Below are 15,863 nucleotides of genomic sequence, written 5' to 3'. Positions count from 1 at the left end.
CTCAGCCCGCCGCTGCCAGCTGACCGCAGGCGCCGTCGATCTCCTGGCCGCGGGTGTCGCGGACGGTGGTCGGCACACCGTGCGACTGCAGCCGGCGGACGAACTCGCGCTCGTCCTCGGGCCGCGAGGCCGTCCACTTGGACCCCGGGGTCGGGTTCAGCGGGATCAGGTTGACGTGCACCCGGTGGTTCTTGATCAGTCGGCCGAGCAGGTCCGCCCGCCACGCCTGGTCGTTGATGTCCTTGATCAGCGCGTACTCGATGGAGATCCGGCGGCCGGACTTCTCCGCGTAGTTCCACGCCGCGTCCAGCACCTCGGCGACCTTCCACCGGGTGTTGACCGGCACCAGCTCGTCGCGCAGCTCGTCGTCCGGGGCGTGCAGCGACAGCGCGAGGCGGCAGCTCAGACCCTCGTCGGCGAGCCGGTTCATGGCCGGGACCAGGCCGACGGTGGACACGGTGATACCGCGCTGGGAGAGGCCGAAGCCGTCCGGCGCCGGGTCGGTGAGGCGGCGGATCGAGGCCAGCACCCGGTTGTAGTTCGCCAGCGGCTCGCCCATGCCCATGAAGACCACGTTGGAGAGCCGCGCCTCGCCGCCCGGGATCTCACCGGCCTTGAGCGCGCGCATCCCGGCGGCGATCTGCTCCACGATCTCGGCCGTGGAGAGGTTGCGGGTCAGACCGGCCTGGCCGGTGGCGCAGAACGGGCAGTTCATACCGCACCCGGCCTGCGAGCTGATGCACATCGTGACCCGGTCCGGGTAGCGCATCAGCACCGACTCGACGAGCGTGCCGTCGAACAGCTTCCACAGCGTCTTGCGGGTGGTGTCGTCGTCGCACGAGACGTGCCGCACCACCGACATCAGGTCGGGCAGCAGGCTCTCGGTGAGCTTCTCCCGGCTGGCGGCGGGGATGTCCGACCAGCTCGCCGGGTCGTTCGACATCCGGCCGAAGTAGTGGTTGGAGAGCTGCTTCGCGCGGAACGGCTGCTCGCCCAGCTCGGCGACGGCCTCCTTGCGCTCGGCGGGGCTCAGGTCGGCGAGGTGTCGCGGGGGCTTGGAGCCGCGCGGCGCGACAAAGGTGAGTTCTCCGGGCTTAGGCATGGTCTGACCAGTGTCGCAGACCGACGGAGCGAACCCGTCTCCCGTGGCCCGGGGGCGACCGTCACCCCTGGGTATCGGCTGTCATCGTCTGCCGTCCTCGGACGGCCCGTCGGCGGCCCCGTCGCTCACCCGGCTCCGCGGCTCTCCGGCGGCTCCCCGTCGCCCCCCGCGGCGGCGATGAGCCGGTTCCGTGCCTGCTCAAGGCGACCGGCGTAGTCCGGCATGAAGAGCTCGGGCAGCTCCTTCTCCAGCGGACCGGAGATCGAGTGCACGGCGGACCACACCGCCTCGTCCGGCACGATGGCGGCCAACTGGTCGGACCTGATCATCACTTCAAACAGCCAGTCGGACAGTACGAACGCCTGATCGCGGGTGAGGCTGATGGTCACCGGGTCCTCGTTCACCTCGGCACCGTACCGCGCGGAGGCGACGTGATTTCGGCACGGAGCGGAACACCGTCGACCACCTGGCCAACAGACTGGAGGCCGACGAGGCGTCGCCACCCGGTTCGACAGGACCCCGGGAAGCCGCCTCGCCGGCCTCCACGGCCCGCTGGTGAACCTTTAGCTGCCCACGAAGGCGGCCAGCAGCAGCCAGACCACCGGAGCGGTCGGCAGGAGCGAGTCCAGCCGGTCCATGATGCCGCCGTGGCCGGGCAGCAGGGTGCCCATGTCCTTGATGCCCAGGTCGCGCTTGATCATCGACTCCCCCAGGTCGCCCAGGGTCGCGGTGACCGCCGCGCAGCCGCCCAGGATCAGGCCCTGCCACCAGCTGCCGTCGTCGATGATCAGCTCCATCAGCAGCGCGCCCGCCAGCATCGACAGGCCGATGCCGCCGGCCAGGCCCTCGCGGGTCTTGCCCGGGCTGATCGTCGGGGCCAGCTTGTTCTTGCCGAACTTGTAACCCACCGCGTAGGCGCCGGTGTCGCTGCAGACCGTGACGATCAGGAAGAGCACGATGCGCTGGGGGCCGTCGTCGGCCGCCAGCATCATCGCCACGAAGGTGGCCAGGAAGGGGACGTAGAAGGCGGTGAAGATGCCCGCCGTTATGTCCCGCAGGTAGTTCTCCGGCGGCTGGGCCATCCGCCAGACCATCACCGCCAACCCGGTCAGCGCCAGGGAGGCCGCCGCCCACTGGACCCCCGCCCAGTAGCCGGTGGAGATCATCGCGATACTGCCCGCGACCAGCGGGATCAGCGGTGCGTTGATCTCCTTGCGCTCGGTCAGCCGGCTGGACAGCTCCCAGACGCCGACCACCACGGCCGCCATCACCACGACCAGGAACAGCGCCTTCACCACGAACAGGGAGGCGATGATCACCGCGCCGAGGCCGACGCCCACGCCTATCGCGGCTTGGAGGTTACGGCCACCGCGCTGCTTGCGCGGCTGCGGTTCGGGCTCGGCCACGGGTGTCTCCTGCCCTGGGTGGGACGACGGCACAAGGTGGGGCTGCCCGGCCGCCGGGTGGCTCGGCGGCGGCCCGGGGTAGGCCGGGGCACCGGGGAGCCCCGGTGCCTGCGGGTACGGCCGGCCGACCGGAGCCTGCGCCGGGCCGGCGTTCTCGGTGACCGCACGGAGCACGACCGTCTCGGCCGCACCCGGCACCGCCGTCTCGGGCTGCTCGTCCCGGAACAGCGGGCCGCTCAGCCGGCCGGCCTCCCGGCCCGACTGCTCCTCGGCCGGACCGGGGCCCGGCTGCGCTGTCCGCCCCGGGGACCGCCTCGGGGTCGGCTCCGGCCCGGGGCCGGTCGTCGGTACGGGAGGCATGACCTGAGTCTCCTCCGCGTCACCGCCCCAGTACACCGGAGGCTGCTGCGAGTGACCCGTTCGGTGTCCCTGGTCACCCGCAGCGGCCGGTCCGGCCGGGTACGGCGGGAACTGCTGGGTGTGCTGCATGCCGTTCGCGTCCGGCTGCGGCTGGTGGGCCTGCTGCGGGTGCGGCTGCTGCAGCGGTTGCCCCGGCCGGTACGGCCGGTGGTGCGGGTGCTGCTGATCGTGCTGGTTCTGCTGGTGCTGCGGGTCGGATGGGCCCCAGTAGCCAGGGGCGTCAGGGGCGTCGTTCATCAGACTTCGAGCAGCTCGGCTTCCTTGTGCTTCAGCAGCTCGTCGACGCCGGCCACGTACTTGGCCGTGGTGTCGTCGAGCTCCTTCTCCGCGCGGCGGCCCTCGTCCTCGCCGATCTCGCCGTCCTTGACCAGCTTGTCGATGGCGTCCTTGGCCTTGCGGCGGACCGAGCGGATGGAGACCTTGGCGTCCTCGCCCTTGCCGCGGGCGACCTTGATGTACTCGCGGCGACGCTCCTCGGTGAGCTCGGGGAGCACCACCCGGATGATGGAACCGTCGTTGCTCGGGTTGACGCCCAGGTCGGAGTCGCGGATCGCCTGCTCGATGGCCTTCAGAGCGGTCTTGTCGAACGGCGCGACGACCGCCATCCGAGGCTCCGGCACGGAGAAGGACGCCAGCTGGTTGATCGGCGTCACGGCGCCGTAGTACTCGGCCACGATCTTGGCGAACATCGCCGGGTGCGCACGGCCGGTCCGGATGGCGGCGAAGTCGTTCTTGGCGACCTCGACAGCCTTCTCCATCTTCTCCTCGGCCTCGAGGAGGGTCTCTTCGATCACTGTGTACTCCCTGTCCGGTTCATCTGCGGTTGTCCCGACCGGTGTCGGCGTCAAACCCGGTCGCGGTGTCGACGCCGTCCGGTACGGCTGATTGCTGCTCAGGCCCGGACAGAATCCTGGCTGATGAGTGTGCCGATCTTCTCACTCTTCACCGCACGCGCGATATTGCCCTCCGCCAGCAGCTCGAAGACCAGCATCGGGAGGTTGTTGTCCTTGCACAGCGTGATCGCGGTGAGGTCGGCGACCTTCAGATCACGGGTGATGACCTCGGAGTACTCCAGCGCGTCGAACTTGACCGCGTCCGGGTTGGTCCGGGGGTCGGAGTCGTAGACGCCGTCCACGCCGTTCTTGCCCATCAGCAGCACGTCGGCGTGGATCTCCAGCGCGCGCTGGACGGCGGTGGTGTCGGTGGAGAAGTACGGCATGCCCATACCGGCGCCGAAGATCACCACTCGGCCCTTCTCCAGGTGCCGGACGGCGCGCAGCGGCAGGTACGGCTCGGCGACCTGGCCCATCGTGATGGCGGTCTGGACCCGGGTCTCGATGCCCTCCTTGACCAGGAAGTCCTGGAGCGCGAGGCAGTTCATCACGGTGCCCAGCATGCCCATGTAGTCGGAACGGGCCCGGTCCATACCGCGGACCTGGAGCTCCGCACCACGGAAGAAGTTCCCCCCGCCGATCACCACCGCGACCTCGGTACCGGCGCGGACGACGGTGGCGATCTCACGTGCGATCGCGTGCACGACGTCCGGGTCGACGCCGAGCCCGCCGCCGCCGGCGAAGGCCTCACCGGACAGCTTCAGCATCACCCGGCGGCGCGTTCCGGCCTGGGGGTCCTGCGCGGTCTCCTGCGTCTCCTGCATGGACTTCTCCTTCTGCACCTACTGGTTCACAGGCGCGGGTGTGCGGATCCCCGGCCTGCGCGTACACGCGAGGAGGCCACTGCCGCGGGAACCGGTACGGTGTCCTGCACGGCAATGGCCTCCTCGTCGTTCATGGTGCCGACGCGGCCCGCCCATAGACGGATGACGCTGGGTGGAGCCCGCTCGGCGCGTCCCTCCCGCCCTGGTCAGCGGACGGGGGCGGTTCCCAGCCTATGCGGGCCGGGAGCCCGGTGGAACGTGGGTCAGGCGCCGACGCGGAAGCGGGCGAAGCGCTTGAGGGCGACGCCGTTCTCCTCGAGGACCTTGGCGACGGTCTTCTTGTTGTCCTTGGCGAAGGCCTGCTCCAGAACGGAGTTCTCCTTCACGTAACCGGTGACGCGGCCCTCGACGATCTTCGGCAGGGCGGCCTCCGGCTTGCCCTCCTCGCGAGCGGTGGCCTCGGCGACGCGACGCTCGTTCTCGAGGTCGGCGGCCGGGATCTCCTCGCGGGAGAGGTACTTCGGGGCGAAGGCGGCGATGTGCTGCGCGACGTCCTTGGCGACCTCGGCGTTCTCCTTGTCCAGCTCGACCAGGACGCCGACGGCCGGCGGCAGGTCGGGGCTGGTCTTGTGCAGGTAGACGGCAACGAAGCCGTCACCCGAGAACTGGGCGAAGCGACGGAAGACGATCTTCTCGCCCAGGGTCGCGTTGGCCTCGTCCACGAACTGCTGGACGGTCTTGCCGGCCTCGATCTCGGAAGCCAGGGCGGCCTCCAGGTCGGCCGGGGCGGTCTTCGCCACGTGGGCGGCGATCGCGTCGGCAACCTGGACGAAGTTGTCACCCTTAGCGACGAAGTCGGTCTCGCAGTTCAGCTCGACCAGAACGCCGGACTTCTTGTCCTCGGCGATCAGCGCGGCAACGGCGCCGTTGGAGGCGTCGCGGCCCTCGCGCTTGGCAACGCCCTTCTGGCCCTTGATGCGCAGGAGCTCGACGGCCTTCTGGACGTCGCCCTCGGCCTCGTCAAGGGCCTTCTTGCAGTCCATCATGCCGGCGCCGGTGAGCTCACGGAGCTTCTTGACGTCCGCGGCGGTGAAGTTCGCCATGGTGTGAATCTCTTCTCGCGTCTCGCGTGTCTGCGTGGGGTTGCGCCGGGACCGCTGGTTCGGTCCCGGCACGGGAGAGAGGGGCACCTACCGGTGTCGTACCGGCGGGTGCCCCTCACCCTTGGTACGTCAGGCCTGCTCGGCCGGAGCGTCGGCGGCCGGGGCCTCGACCTCGGCGGCGGGAGCCTCAACCTCGGCGGCCGGAGCCTCGACCTCGGCGGCGGGAGCCTCAGCCTCGGCGGCCGCGGGGGCCTCCTCGGCCTTCTTCTCGCCCTCGATGAGGTCCTTCTCCCAGTCGGCCAGCGGCTGGTCGGCGCCCGGCTCGGCCTTCGCGTCGCCCTTGGCGACACCCGCGCGGGACTTCAGGCCCTCGGCGACGGCGTCGGCGATCACACGGGTCAGCAGGGTGACGGAGCGGATCGCGTCGTCGTTGCCCGGGATCTTGTAGTCGACCTCGTCGGGGTCACAGTTGGTGTCGAGGATGGCGACGACCGGGATGTTGAGCTTCCGGGCCTCGCCGACCGCGATGTGCTCCTTCTTGGTGTCCACGATCCAGACGGCGCTGGGAACGCGCTGCATGTCGCGGATACCGCCGAGGGTCTTCTCCAGCTTGTCGTGCTCGCGCTGGAGGACCAGGAGCTCCTTCTTGGTGAGACCGGAGCCGGCCACATCCGCGAAGTCCAGCTCGCCGAGCTCCTTGAGGCGCTGCAGACGCTTGTAGACGGTCGAGAAGTTGGTCAGCATGCCGCCGAGCCAGCGCTGGTTCACGTAGGGCATGCCCACGCGGGTGGCCTGCTCGGCGATGGCCTCCTGGGCCTGCTTCTTCGTGCCGACGAAGAGGACGCTGCCGCCGTGGGCAACGGTCTCCTTGATGAACTCGAAGGCGCGGTCGATGTAGTTCAGCGACTGCAGGAGGTCGATGATGTAGATGCCGTTGCGCTCGGTGATGATGAAGCGCTTCATCTTCGGGTTCCAGCGACGGGTCTGGTGACCGAAGTGGACGCCGCTCTCCAGCAGCTCCCGCATCGTGACGACGGCCATAGCCGTACTCCTAAGGTGTTGCGCCCGGCTCTCGTGCAGCAGTCGTCGTGGGTCGCGCGGTGGCGCTCCCCGCTCGGGCGGCTGCGTTCGGCCGGGTCAGGCTCGGTTTTGTCCGTGGCAGCCAGGTGACAGCCACGCCTGACGCCCCGAACGTGCCGAGCCGCTTCGGCCTTCGCGGTCCGGGGACCGGTCGGGCTCGGCGGACCGAGCGGCACTCGCACCTGGCGGGGGTAGCGGCTGAGCCGCGTCCGACCGCCGGTGGCGGGGCGTGCGAAGTCGACCCGGCGGACCGGGTCGCGTGTGAAGTGTACGGGAAGCTCCGAGCGACGGGCGACTTCACAGCGGGGCGCAAGCAGCGCCGGGGCGGTGCCGGGGGCGGCTCCGGGGTGGGGCTGGAGTGGCCCCGGCTGTGCACTGGGGGCGGTGCGGTGTTGAGCCGGGCCCATGTCGAGCCCATGTCGAGCCCATGCCGGGCCTATGGCGGGTCTGTGCCGAAGGTGTGCGGAGCCCGGTCAGGGCGGGCGTCCTTGCGTTGCAGTGCACCCGTTCGGGGGACGCCGTTTGTCCACAGGGGCCGGTTGTCCACAGGAACCCGAGCGGGGGTGGTCGGGGCGGGGCGACGCGGGGACCCTCGTAGCCATGACGGTTCGCCCCTGCCCTGCGCTCTTCCCTGCTGCCGCCGCTCTCGGCGGCTCCCAACGGTTCGCTCTTCCGCCTCCGCTGCCACCACCACGCGGCCCGGAGCCGCGGCGTCGGGCGCTGCTGCTCGCCCTGCTCGTGGTGGCCCTCCTGCTCGCCGGCCTGCCGGCACCCGCGGGGCACGCGGCCGGGGTGGCTGCCGGGGTGGCTGCCAGGGCCGCGGCTTCGTCCGGGGCCGCCTGGGCCGCCGCCGGGGCGTCCGGGGATGCGCCCGGAGCAGGGCGGGCGTGGCCGGTGGGCGGGCCCGGCGGGGTGCGCGGACGGTTCGAGGCCCCGCCGAAACCCTGGGCCGCCGGGCACCGGGGAGTCGACCTGGCCGCGCCGTCCGGCACGGACGTACGGTCGGCGGCCCCGGGAGTGGTCACCTACGCGGGGCTTGTGGCGGGCCGCCCGGTGGTCACCGTCACCCATCAGGGCTCCGGCACCCCTCCGCTGCGCACGACCTACCTGCCTGTCGCGGGCTCCGTCCCCGTGGGTACCGCGGTGTCGGCCGGCCAGGTGGTCGGACAGCTCGCGCCCGGCACCGGCCACTGCGCCGACGACTGCCTGCACTGGGGGCTGTTGCGCGGCGAGCGGTACCTCGACCCGCTGGCGCTGCTCGGCGCCGGTGCGGCGCGGTTGCTGCCGCTGGGTGGCAGCGGGTGAGGGCTCCCGCCGATCAGCCCCGGCCGAGACCGTGCAGGGCGATGGCCACGGCGGCGTCCGCGATCGCTTCGGGGCTCTCGGCCCTTCCACCGCCGACTCGCTGCTCGGTCTGTCTGACGGCCGCCTCCACGATCCCCTGGAGCAGCGCCGCCGCCAGCCGGGGCTGGGAGTGCCCGAGGTCCTCAAGCGCCCGGATCACCAGGCCGACCAGCTTGCCGTGGGCTGCCCGGATGCGCTCCCGCGCGGCCTCATCGAGCTCGAGCGCCGAGATCGCCGCCACCGCCCGGTGTCGCGGGTCCCCGGCAAGCGCCAGCTGGCCCCGCACATACGCCTCGACCTGCCCGGCGGCGGTGTCGCAGCTCCCCATACCGGCCTCGATCTCGGCCGCCCAGAGCGGGAAGTCGACCTCGCACAGCACCTCCACCACGGCGGCGCGGGAGCGGAAGTACTCATAGACCGAGGAACGCGCCAGCCCGGTGCGCGCTGCAAGCGCGGGGAAGGTCAGGGCCTCCATGCCTCCTTCGGTGAGGAGGCTGCGGGCAGCGTCAAGAAGAGCTGCCCGCTGCAGCTGGCGATGCTCGGCCAATGTGGCCGCTCGGATCTTCGGCACCCTCCCACTGTACGGAGCCCTACACCCCGCCGGTACGGCGCCGCGCATGCCGGCGGTGGCACGCGGGGGCGCGGTGCCGTGCATATGCACGGCACGGCGCCGCCCGGCGGCACGCCTCACCTGATGTCGGAGAGCTTGGCCCGCAACTGCAGCACCGACTTGGTGTGGATCTGGCTGACCCTGCTCTCTGTCACCCCGAGCACCTGGCCGATCTCCGCGAGGGTCAGGCCCTCGTAGTAGTAGAGCGTCACGACGGTCTTCTCGCGTTCGGGGAGGGTGTTCACCGCCTGGGCCAGCAGCCTGCGCAACTCCCGGTCCTCGGCCACCTCCACCGGGTTCTCGGCGCCGTGGTCCTCCAGGGTGTCCACCAGGCTCGGTCGGTCCCCGCCCTCCCCGACCGGGTGGAGCAGCTCGTCGAGCGCCACCACGTTGGCGAGCGACAGCTGACTGAAGATCGCGTGCAGGTCCTCGATCGCGATGCCCATCTCGGCCGCGACCTCCGGCTCGTGAGGGGTCCGCCGCAGCCGGGCCTCCAGCGTCGCGTACGTGCGCTCGACCGCCTTCGCCTTCTGCCGCACCGAGCGCGGGATCCAGTCGAGCGCTCTCAGCTCGTCGATGATCGCCCCGCGGATCCGGCTGATCGCGTACGTCTCGAACTTGATGGCCCGGTTGATGTCGAACTTCTCGATCGCGTCGATCAGTCCGAAGACCCCGGAGGAGACGAAGTCGGCCTGCTCGACGTTGGACGGCAGGCCGACCCCGACCCGGCCGGCCACGTACTTGACCAGTGGCGAGTAGTGGAGGATCAGCTGCTCCCGCAGCCGCTGATCCGCTGTCTCCTTGTAGGAGCGCCAGAGCGCTTCGAGCGCCGTGCGGTCGCTCCCGCCGGTCTCCCGGCGCGGTGCGGGCGCCCCCGTCGAAGGGGGCGGCGCAGCCGGCTTGGCCGTACCGGTCGGCTCTGCGGCAACGGCCTCGGGGGCAACCGCTGTGGCGGGACCCTCCGCGGCAGTACCCGTTTCAGCGGTCGACCGGGCGGGAGCCTCCGACGTCCCGGAGCCGGCGGAAGCGTCGGCCTCCCCGGGTGCGCCAGGTCGGTCGGCCCGCGCCCCGATGCGCAGCCCTTCGCGGTCCCGGCTGCTGCGCGCCACCACCTGGTCCGCCCTCACCTCCTCGCCCGCGTCCGCCTCGACGGCCGGTGAAGCGCTGCGCGGGCCGCCGGTCTCGACGCCCACCTCGACGCCGGCCTCCGTACTCTCCGCAGCGCTTGCTGCACTGCTCGCCTCGGCGTCGGCCGGCTGGCCGGGCACCGAAGGGGGTCGACCGCCCTGCCGTGCCAGGGCCCCCATCGCACCCGCCGCTTTGGGCGGGAACTCGGTCACGGGGCGCCGCTCGGTCCTCGGCCCTCCCGAGGACCGGGCGCCACCGGTCACTCTGTGTCCGGGAATGTGTGTGGGCATGCGTTGGTCTGCGCCGTTCTGCCGAGTCATGTGCTGATAGGGAAGGCATGGCGAGCGTAGCGTGACCGACTCACTGCAATGCGCTACCGCCACTCGGTCGTCCCCCGATCCGGTGGCGTTGTCGTCACCGGATCCCGGCACCGGTGGTGGACGAACCACGACCCTCCCCCTCGGCCACATCTCTCCCCTGTCGCTCCTCAGCAAGCCCGGCTCCGCCTCATCGCGTCACCTCCCCCGCGCCAGTCGCCAATGCGCCCCGTACCGTTCGACGAAGCCGAGCGAGCCCAACTCGTAGAGCCGCTGGAGCACTTCGTCCGGCGGGAGTCCCGACTGCCGCGCCAAGCGCTCCACGGGCGCACCCTCCGCCGTGGCGGGAACGGCCTCCAGCACCCGGGCTACAGCCGGCTCCAGCAGATCCCTGGGCAGCACCGGCCCGAGGCGCTGCGGTGCCAGGTCGTCGCCGATCGCGCCGATCAGCTCGGCCACCTCCGCCGCATCGGTGACCAGCGTGGCGCCTCCGCTGCGGATCATGGCGTGCACCCCGGCGGAGAACGCCGACGTCACCGGCCCCGCGACGCCCATGGCGTGCCGGTTGAGGTCGCGCGCGCGCCGGGCCGTGCTCAGCGCGCCACTGCGGATCGCCGCCTCGACCACCACGGTGCCCCGGGTGAGCGCCGCGATGACCCGGTTGCGCAGCACGAACCGGAAGCGGTTGGGGTGTTCCCCTGGCGGCAGTTCGCTCAGCAGCAGCCCCTGCGCCGCGATCCGCCGGATGAGGTCGGTGTTCCCGCGCGGGTAGGCGACGTCGACTCCGCAGGCGAGGACCCCGACGGTCATGCCGCCGACGGCCAGCGCTCCGCGGTGGGCGGCCGCGTCGATCCCGTAGGCCGCGCCGGAAACCACCACCCACCCGCGTTCGGCAAGCTGTGCCGAGATGTCCCCCGCCACGTGCGCGCCGTACGCGGTGCAGGCACGGGCACCGACCACGGCCACCGAGCGGAGAGCGAGCAGACGCAGCGATCCCGCCCCTACCACCCACAGGCCGATCGGCCGCCCGTCACCCAGATCATCGAGCTGGCTCGGCCATTCCATGTCCCCCGGAATGATGAAGCGTCCACCGACCGCTCGTACCCGTTCCAGGTCCGCGCCGGGGTCGAGCCCGGCGAGTCTGGCGCGGTAGCTCGCGAGCCGGGCCGCGTCCAGGGCCGGATGGTCGGGCACCACGCCCTCCCGGATCGCCTGGAACACCTCGGCGGCGTCGAGCCGGGACAGCCACCGGCCGACGACCGCGTCACCGGGTTCGCCGAGCCTGGTCAGGGCCGCTCGGGCGTAGCGCTCCGGATCGGCGGCGGGGCCGGCTGCGGCGCCGACCGCCGCACCCGCATCGCGCCCGACGCCCGGCTCGGCCATCGGGGCCGCCAAGGCATCCCCCGACGACGCCTTCGGGTGCTTGATCGTCTGGTTCACGCTCTTTCTCCTCACTTCTTGACTGCTGGTCACTCTTTGCGGCCTGTGCCGGCGGGGCTGGTCCGCACGGACTTGCCGGACGCCGGCTCGTCCAGGGGCGGGCTGCCGTCCTGCGGATCGCTCGCGGCTCGGCCGTACGGATGCTTCGTCAACGGCAGGCCCTGTTCGACTCCGGTGCGCAGGACGAGTGCGGTCAGCACATCCCGCTGATCCGGGCGGTCCCGGCCCGCGAGGTCGGCGACCGTCCAGGCGACCCGGAGCACCCGGTCCAGGCCGCGGGCGGTCAGCAGCCCCCGCTCCAACTGGCGTGCGGCGTCGTCCAGTGCGCCGGAGGCCAGCTGCCAGCGGGTGCGCAGCTCATGGCCGGGCACCTCGGCGTTGGTCCGCCACGGGGTGTGGGCCAGTCGGGCCGCCGCCCGCTCGCGGGCCGCCAGCACCCGGGCCGCGACGGTCTCGGTGGTCTCGGCCGTACTGTCGCGTTCCATCAGCTCGACCCTGGTCACCGGGGCGACCTGGACCTGGAGGTCGACGCGGTCCAACAGCGGTCCGGACAGCCGCCCCTGGTAGCGGCTGACCATCACGGGCGTGCACTCACACCCCTCTCCGCGCCGCGAGTACCGCCCGCACGGGCACGGGTTCGCCGCCAGGCAGAGCAGGAACCTGGCGGGGAGTCGGAGCGAGCCGGCCGAGCGGGCGATCACCACCTCCCCGGACTCCAGCGGCTGGCGCAGCGCGTCGAGCACCCGGACGGGAAACTCGGGCGCCTCGTCCAGGAACAGCACGCCCCGATGGGCCAACGAGACCGCACCCGGCCTTGGCAGCCCACTGCCACCGCCGACGATCGCCGGCATGGTCGTGGAGTGGTGCGGGGCGCAGTAGGGCGCGCAGTCGATCAACGGCCGACCGGCGGGCAGCAGGCCCGCCACCGAGTGCACGGCTGTGACCTCCAGGGCCTCCTTCTGGGTGAGTGGCGGCAGCAGCGCCGGCAACCGCTCCGCCAGCATTGTCTTTCCGGCTCCCGGCGGCCCCTTGAGGTAGAGGTGGTGACCTCCTGCGGCGGCGATCTCCAGGGCTCGCCTGGCTTCGTACTGACCCGCCACATCGGCCATGTCGAGGCGTGCCTCCTTGTCGTCCGGCAGTCCGCGGACGCCCGCACTCGGCAGCATCAGCCCGGCCATCAGCGGATCGGGCCGGCCGCCGATGCGGTCGGGCGGCTCCTCCGGCTCCGGGGCCCCGCTCAGGACGGCGATGAGCTGGCGCAGGCTACGGACGCCGATGACGCTGACCCCGGGGACCAGCGAGGCCTCGGCGGCGGTCTGCTCGGCGACCACCACCTGCTGGTAGCCGGCGTCCGCGGCGGCGAGCACGGAAGGCAGTACTCCGCGTACCGGGCGCACCCGGCCGTCCAGCCCCAGCTCTCCGATGATCAGCAGTTCGGCGATGGCGGACGGGTCCAGCCGCTCGGCGGCGGCGAGGACGGCGCAGGCCACCGCGAGGTCGAAGCCGCTGCCGCTCTTGGGGACCGAGGCGGGGCTCAGTCCGACGGTGAGCTTCCGCTGCGGCCATGCCTCGCCGCTGTTCACGACGGCGGCGCGGACCCGGTCCCGGGCCTCGCTGAGGGCCTTGTCGGGCAGGCCGACCAGGGTGAACGCGGCGACTCCGGGCTCCAGGTCGGCCTGGACCTCGACGATCACGCCGTCGACGCCGACCAGTGCCACGGAACACGTGCGGGCGAAGGCCATCTCAGACCACCCCGCGCAGGTGGTCCACGGAGGCGGCGCCCCGGAGCCGGTTGATGACGGCCACCAGGTCGATGCGGACGCCGCCGGGCGGCAGGGGCGGCCACCTCGGGTCCTCCGGCGCGGACTGGTAGTCGGCGCCGGCCAGCCGGGCGAAATGCCCTGGCCAGCGCTCGACCATCCAGCGCTCGGCCAGTCGCTGCAGCCGGGCGGCCTTGGCCCGGTCGATGGCCTCGCTCGGCTGCTGGAATCCCCGCTCGGAGCGGGTCTTCACCTCGCAGACCGCCAGCGTGTCGCCGTCGAGGGCGACGATGTCCAGCTCGCCCTCGACACAGCGCCAGTTGCGGTCCAGGATGCGGAGCCCGTCCTCGGCGAGGCGGCGGGCGGCCACCCGCTCCCCGTAGCGGCCGAGGCCGTTGTTCGTACTGCGCCCCGGCCGGGCCTGCCCCTGGGGGCCGGGCTTCGGGTCGGCCGGAGCCGACGGGCCCGACGGGGCGGCGGGCGGGGGCCCGTCCAGCGCCCGGGCCGTCTTGCGTCGGGGCGGCCGCCCCACCTTTGCGTCCTGCTGATCCCCTGATGCCTGCTTGCGCGTCGAGCGCTTCGTGTCCTGCACGGTCATCACCTCCGCCGTGGAGGTTGCCGTGCAGGTCTACACGAGGCCAGAGACTAGTTATTTCCTGTGGATAACCAGGACCTGTGGATAACTTTCGTCACCCGGGAGAGTGGGAATCCCGGAATCGTCGAAATTCCTCTGGACACCACAGGACCGGTCGGTCCAACGTCAGTTCCCGAAGCCCGAGTCGTCCGAGGGCAGCTCCAGATCGCTCTTCGCGAGCTCCTCGATGTTCACGTCCTTGAAGGTCAGCACCCGGACCTTACGGACGAACCGGGCCGGCCGGTACATGTCCCAGACCCACGCATCCGCCATCGACACCTCGAAGAAGACCTCGCCCTGGACCGAGTGCACCTGCAACTCGTAGTCGTTGGTGAGGTAGAAACGCCGCTCGGTTTCGATCACGTACTTGAACAGGCCGACGACGTCCCGGTACTCCCGGTAGAGCTTGAGCTCCATCTCGGTCTCGTACTTCTCGAGATCTTCGGCACTCATCCAGGCGTCCCCTCAACTTGTCACGTCCACCCATTGTGGACCACCACACCCACCCTCAGAGCCGTACTGGAACGACTGGCGGCCCCTCGGCCAACAGTTGCCCCACGAACTCCGCCAGCCCGACCGGGTAGACCGTCTCGGCGGTTTCCCGCAGCTCCTCGATCGTCCACCAGCGCGCCGCGAGCAGCTGGGCGTGTTCATCGGCGCCCATTCCCGAGTGGTCGAGCACCGTGTCCGAGGTCCGGGCCAGGTGGAACCACTGCTCCTGCTCGTAACGCTGCTCCTGAAAGGAGAAAGAAGCCGTGCCGTACGCCACCAAGGGCCCCAGCTCCACGCCCCGCAGTCCGGTCTCCTCGACCAGTTCCCGCGCGGCCGCCTCGCGCACGCCCTCCCCCGATTCCAAACCGCCCCCGGGTGTGAACCACCAGGTGACGTCCGGTACCGCAGGGTCGGAGCCGCGGAAGAGCAGGAGCCGGTCCTGCCCGTCCAACAGCAGGATGCGCGCTGCCCTGCGACGCTTTGCCGTCATGGCGCTTCCCCCTGCTCTCTCCCTACGCCCCGGTGGCTCTTCCGATCCTGCCATCCGGCGGCGGCGTCCGGGGTGGTGTTCGGCAGAGCGGCCGGGCAACGGCCCCGGGCGGTTGCGGTCAGGCCGCGCGGCGGCGCCCGATCCGGCCCGCCAGCCCCGCCACGCCGCCCACCGCGGATGTCACGACGATCAGCGCCGCGCCTACAACGGTGGCGTAGAAGGTCGGCTCCAGCGGGCCCGGTTCGCCGGCCTTCGGCCCGTCGAGCGCGTCGAAGGCCTGGGTGCGGGCAAGCAGCCCGCCCCGGCCGAACGGCATCAGGGTGGCCTCCACCCGGGCCTGCACCTCGCCGGCGGGGATGGTCCCGCCGTCGATCTCCAGGTGGGTACGGGAGTCGAGCGAGCCCAGCCGGTTGTCACCGAGCAGGAAGAGCCGGCCGGCCGGCACCTCGACGCTGAAGGGGCTGCCCGTCGCGCCCTGTGCGGCCAGGTACGGCTCGTCCACCGGCTTGCCATTGACGGTCAGGCGGCGGTCGTCATCGGTGGTGGCCACCGTGTCGCCACCCACCGCCACCACCCGCTTGACCATCAGCTCGCCGCCCCAGGCCTGGTCCCGGAAGACCACCACGTCGCCCCGGCCGACGGCCCCGCCGTCGATCCTTCGGGCCACGACGGTGTCCCCGACCCGGAGCGTAGGAGCCATCGAGGCCGTGGGGATGCGGTAGGGCCGGTAGTCCACGGCAAGGAGCGCGAAGCCGCCGACCATGAGGACCAGACCGAGCCCGATCGCCACTCCCTGAAGCACGGCGGCCGGCCGACGTCGGGACCGGGCGACGGGAGGCGGCCCGTCGACCGTCTGCTCCACGACACTGCTCATCGAAAC

The 15,863-nt window shown here is 71.7% G+C and carries 15 protein-coding genes and 1 pseudogene; 1 reads left to right on the top strand and 15 read right to left on the bottom strand.

Features of this window, described 5'->3' with window-relative positions; all coding sequences use genetic code 11:
- Position 1: 1 nt before the first annotated feature.
- The 7 genes from rlmN to rpsB form a co-directional block, all read right to left on the bottom strand.
- Positions 2-1,102, bottom strand: a complete 1,101-nt coding sequence (gene rlmN / locus ACGFZP_RS07690; protein WP_392929587.1) for a 23S rRNA (adenine(2503)-C(2))-methyltransferase RlmN — start codon at positions 1,100-1,102, stop codon at positions 2-4.
- Positions 1,103-1,227: 125 nt separating this feature from the next.
- Positions 1,228-1,506: a hypothetical protein gene (locus ACGFZP_RS07685; RefSeq protein WP_392929586.1), complete on the bottom strand. Its 279-nt coding sequence runs from the start codon at positions 1,504-1,506 to the stop codon at positions 1,228-1,230.
- Between the two features lie 159 nt (positions 1,507-1,665).
- Entirely contained in the window at positions 1,666-2,997 is a 1,332-nt protein-coding gene (locus tag ACGFZP_RS07680) for a phosphatidate cytidylyltransferase (protein WP_392929693.1), read from the bottom strand.
- A 167-nt stretch (positions 2,998-3,164) separates the two neighbouring features.
- Positions 3,165-3,722 (bottom strand): ribosome recycling factor, encoded by a 558-nt coding sequence (gene frr / locus ACGFZP_RS07675; protein ID WP_148642762.1) that lies wholly within the window; start codon positions 3,720-3,722, stop codon positions 3,165-3,167.
- Positions 3,723-3,820: 98 nt separating this feature from the next.
- Entirely contained in the window at positions 3,821-4,585 is a 765-nt protein-coding gene (pyrH, locus tag ACGFZP_RS07670) for a UMP kinase (protein ID WP_392929584.1), read from the bottom strand.
- A gap of 263 nt (positions 4,586-4,848) precedes the next feature.
- Positions 4,849-5,688 carry a translation elongation factor Ts gene (tsf, locus tag ACGFZP_RS07665; protein ID WP_392929582.1) on the bottom strand — a complete coding sequence of 280 codons (840 nt, stop codon included), beginning with the start codon at positions 5,686-5,688 and terminating at the stop codon, positions 4,849-4,851.
- 129 nt (positions 5,689-5,817) lie between these two features.
- A complete protein-coding gene (gene rpsB, locus ACGFZP_RS07660; protein WP_392929580.1) occupies positions 5,818-6,729 on the bottom strand; it encodes a 30S ribosomal protein S2 in 912 nt (303 codons plus the stop codon).
- Between the two features lie 639 nt (positions 6,730-7,368).
- Here rpsB and ACGFZP_RS07655 point away from each other — a divergent pair.
- Positions 7,369-8,073, top strand: coding sequence for a M23 family metallopeptidase (locus ACGFZP_RS07655; RefSeq protein ID WP_392929578.1), 705 nt, complete (start codon positions 7,369-7,371; stop codon positions 8,071-8,073).
- A 13-nt stretch (positions 8,074-8,086) separates the two neighbouring features.
- Here ACGFZP_RS07655 and ACGFZP_RS07650 read toward each other — a convergent pair whose 3' ends face one another.
- From ACGFZP_RS07650 to lepB, 8 genes and pseudogenes are all read right to left on the bottom strand, one after another.
- A complete protein-coding gene (locus ACGFZP_RS07650; RefSeq protein WP_392929691.1) occupies positions 8,087-8,659 on the bottom strand; it encodes a TetR/AcrR family transcriptional regulator in 573 nt (190 codons plus the stop codon).
- A 140-nt stretch (positions 8,660-8,799) separates the two neighbouring features.
- Positions 8,800-9,633: pseudogene (whiG, locus tag ACGFZP_RS07645) on the bottom strand (RNA polymerase sigma factor WhiG); the annotation flags it as partial.
- A 732-nt stretch (positions 9,634-10,365) separates the two neighbouring features.
- Positions 10,366-11,550: a DNA-processing protein DprA gene (gene dprA / locus ACGFZP_RS07640; protein ID WP_392929689.1), complete on the bottom strand. Its 1,185-nt coding sequence runs from the start codon at positions 11,548-11,550 to the stop codon at positions 10,366-10,368.
- An 86-nt stretch (positions 11,551-11,636) separates the two neighbouring features.
- Entirely contained in the window at positions 11,637-13,349 is a 1,713-nt protein-coding gene (locus ACGFZP_RS07635) for a YifB family Mg chelatase-like AAA ATPase (protein ID WP_392929576.1), read from the bottom strand.
- Between the two features lies 1 nt (position 13,350).
- Positions 13,351-13,959 (bottom strand): YraN family protein, encoded by a 609-nt coding sequence (locus tag ACGFZP_RS07630; protein ID WP_392929574.1) that lies wholly within the window; start codon positions 13,957-13,959, stop codon positions 13,351-13,353.
- Positions 13,960-14,127: 168 nt separating this feature from the next.
- Positions 14,128-14,454 (bottom strand): DUF2469 domain-containing protein, encoded by a 327-nt coding sequence (locus ACGFZP_RS07625; protein WP_148642766.1) that lies wholly within the window; start codon positions 14,452-14,454, stop codon positions 14,128-14,130.
- A 55-nt stretch (positions 14,455-14,509) separates the two neighbouring features.
- Positions 14,510-14,983: an NUDIX hydrolase gene (locus ACGFZP_RS07620; protein WP_392929572.1), complete on the bottom strand. Its 474-nt coding sequence runs from the start codon at positions 14,981-14,983 to the stop codon at positions 14,510-14,512.
- A gap of 118 nt (positions 14,984-15,101) precedes the next feature.
- Positions 15,102-15,857, bottom strand: coding sequence for a signal peptidase I (lepB, locus tag ACGFZP_RS07615; RefSeq protein WP_392929570.1), 756 nt, complete (start codon positions 15,855-15,857; stop codon positions 15,102-15,104).
- Positions 15,858-15,863: the final 6 nt, after the last annotated feature.

It is taken from the genome of Kitasatospora sp. NPDC048239 (assembly GCF_043202015.1).
Lineage (GTDB): Bacteria > Actinomycetota > Actinomycetes > Streptomycetales > Streptomycetaceae > Kitasatospora.
Note: the sequence above shows the minus strand (reverse complement) of the source record. Positions and strands in the feature narration are given on the sequence as shown.

Excerpts from the sequence above, each read along its gene's own strand:
- rlmN (WP_392929587.1), bottom strand. The coding sequence starts at position 1,102 with ATGCCTAAGCCCGGAGAACTCACCTTTGTCGCGCCGCGCGGCTCCAAG.
- ACGFZP_RS07680 (WP_392929693.1), bottom strand. The coding sequence starts at position 2,997 with ATGCAGCACACCCAGCAGTTCCCGCCGTACCCGGCCGGACCGGCCGCT.
- pyrH (WP_392929584.1), bottom strand. The coding sequence starts at position 4,585 with ATGCAGGAGACGCAGGAGACCGCGCAGGACCCCCAGGCCGGAACGCGC.
- tsf (WP_392929582.1), bottom strand. The coding sequence starts at position 5,688 with ATGGCGAACTTCACCGCCGCGGACGTCAAGAAGCTCCGTGAGCTCACC.
- rpsB (WP_392929580.1), bottom strand. The coding sequence starts at position 6,729 with ATGGCCGTCGTCACGATGCGGGAGCTGCTGGAGAGCGGCGTCCACTTC.
- ACGFZP_RS07655 (WP_392929578.1), top strand. The coding sequence starts at position 7,369 with ATGACGGTTCGCCCCTGCCCTGCGCTCTTCCCTGCTGCCGCCGCTCTC.
- dprA (WP_392929689.1), bottom strand. The coding sequence starts at position 11,550 with ATGGCCGAGCCGGGCGTCGGGCGCGATGCGGGTGCGGCGGTCGGCGCC.
- ACGFZP_RS07635 (WP_392929576.1), bottom strand. The coding sequence starts at position 13,349 with ATGGCCTTCGCCCGCACGTGTTCCGTGGCACTGGTCGGCGTCGACGGC.
- ACGFZP_RS07625 (WP_148642766.1), bottom strand. The coding sequence starts at position 14,454 with ATGAGTGCCGAAGATCTCGAGAAGTACGAGACCGAGATGGAGCTCAAG.
- ACGFZP_RS07620 (WP_392929572.1), bottom strand. The coding sequence starts at position 14,983 with ATGACGGCAAAGCGTCGCAGGGCAGCGCGCATCCTGCTGTTGGACGGG.
- lepB (WP_392929570.1), bottom strand. The coding sequence starts at position 15,857 with ATGAGCAGTGTCGTGGAGCAGACGGTCGACGGGCCGCCTCCCGTCGCC.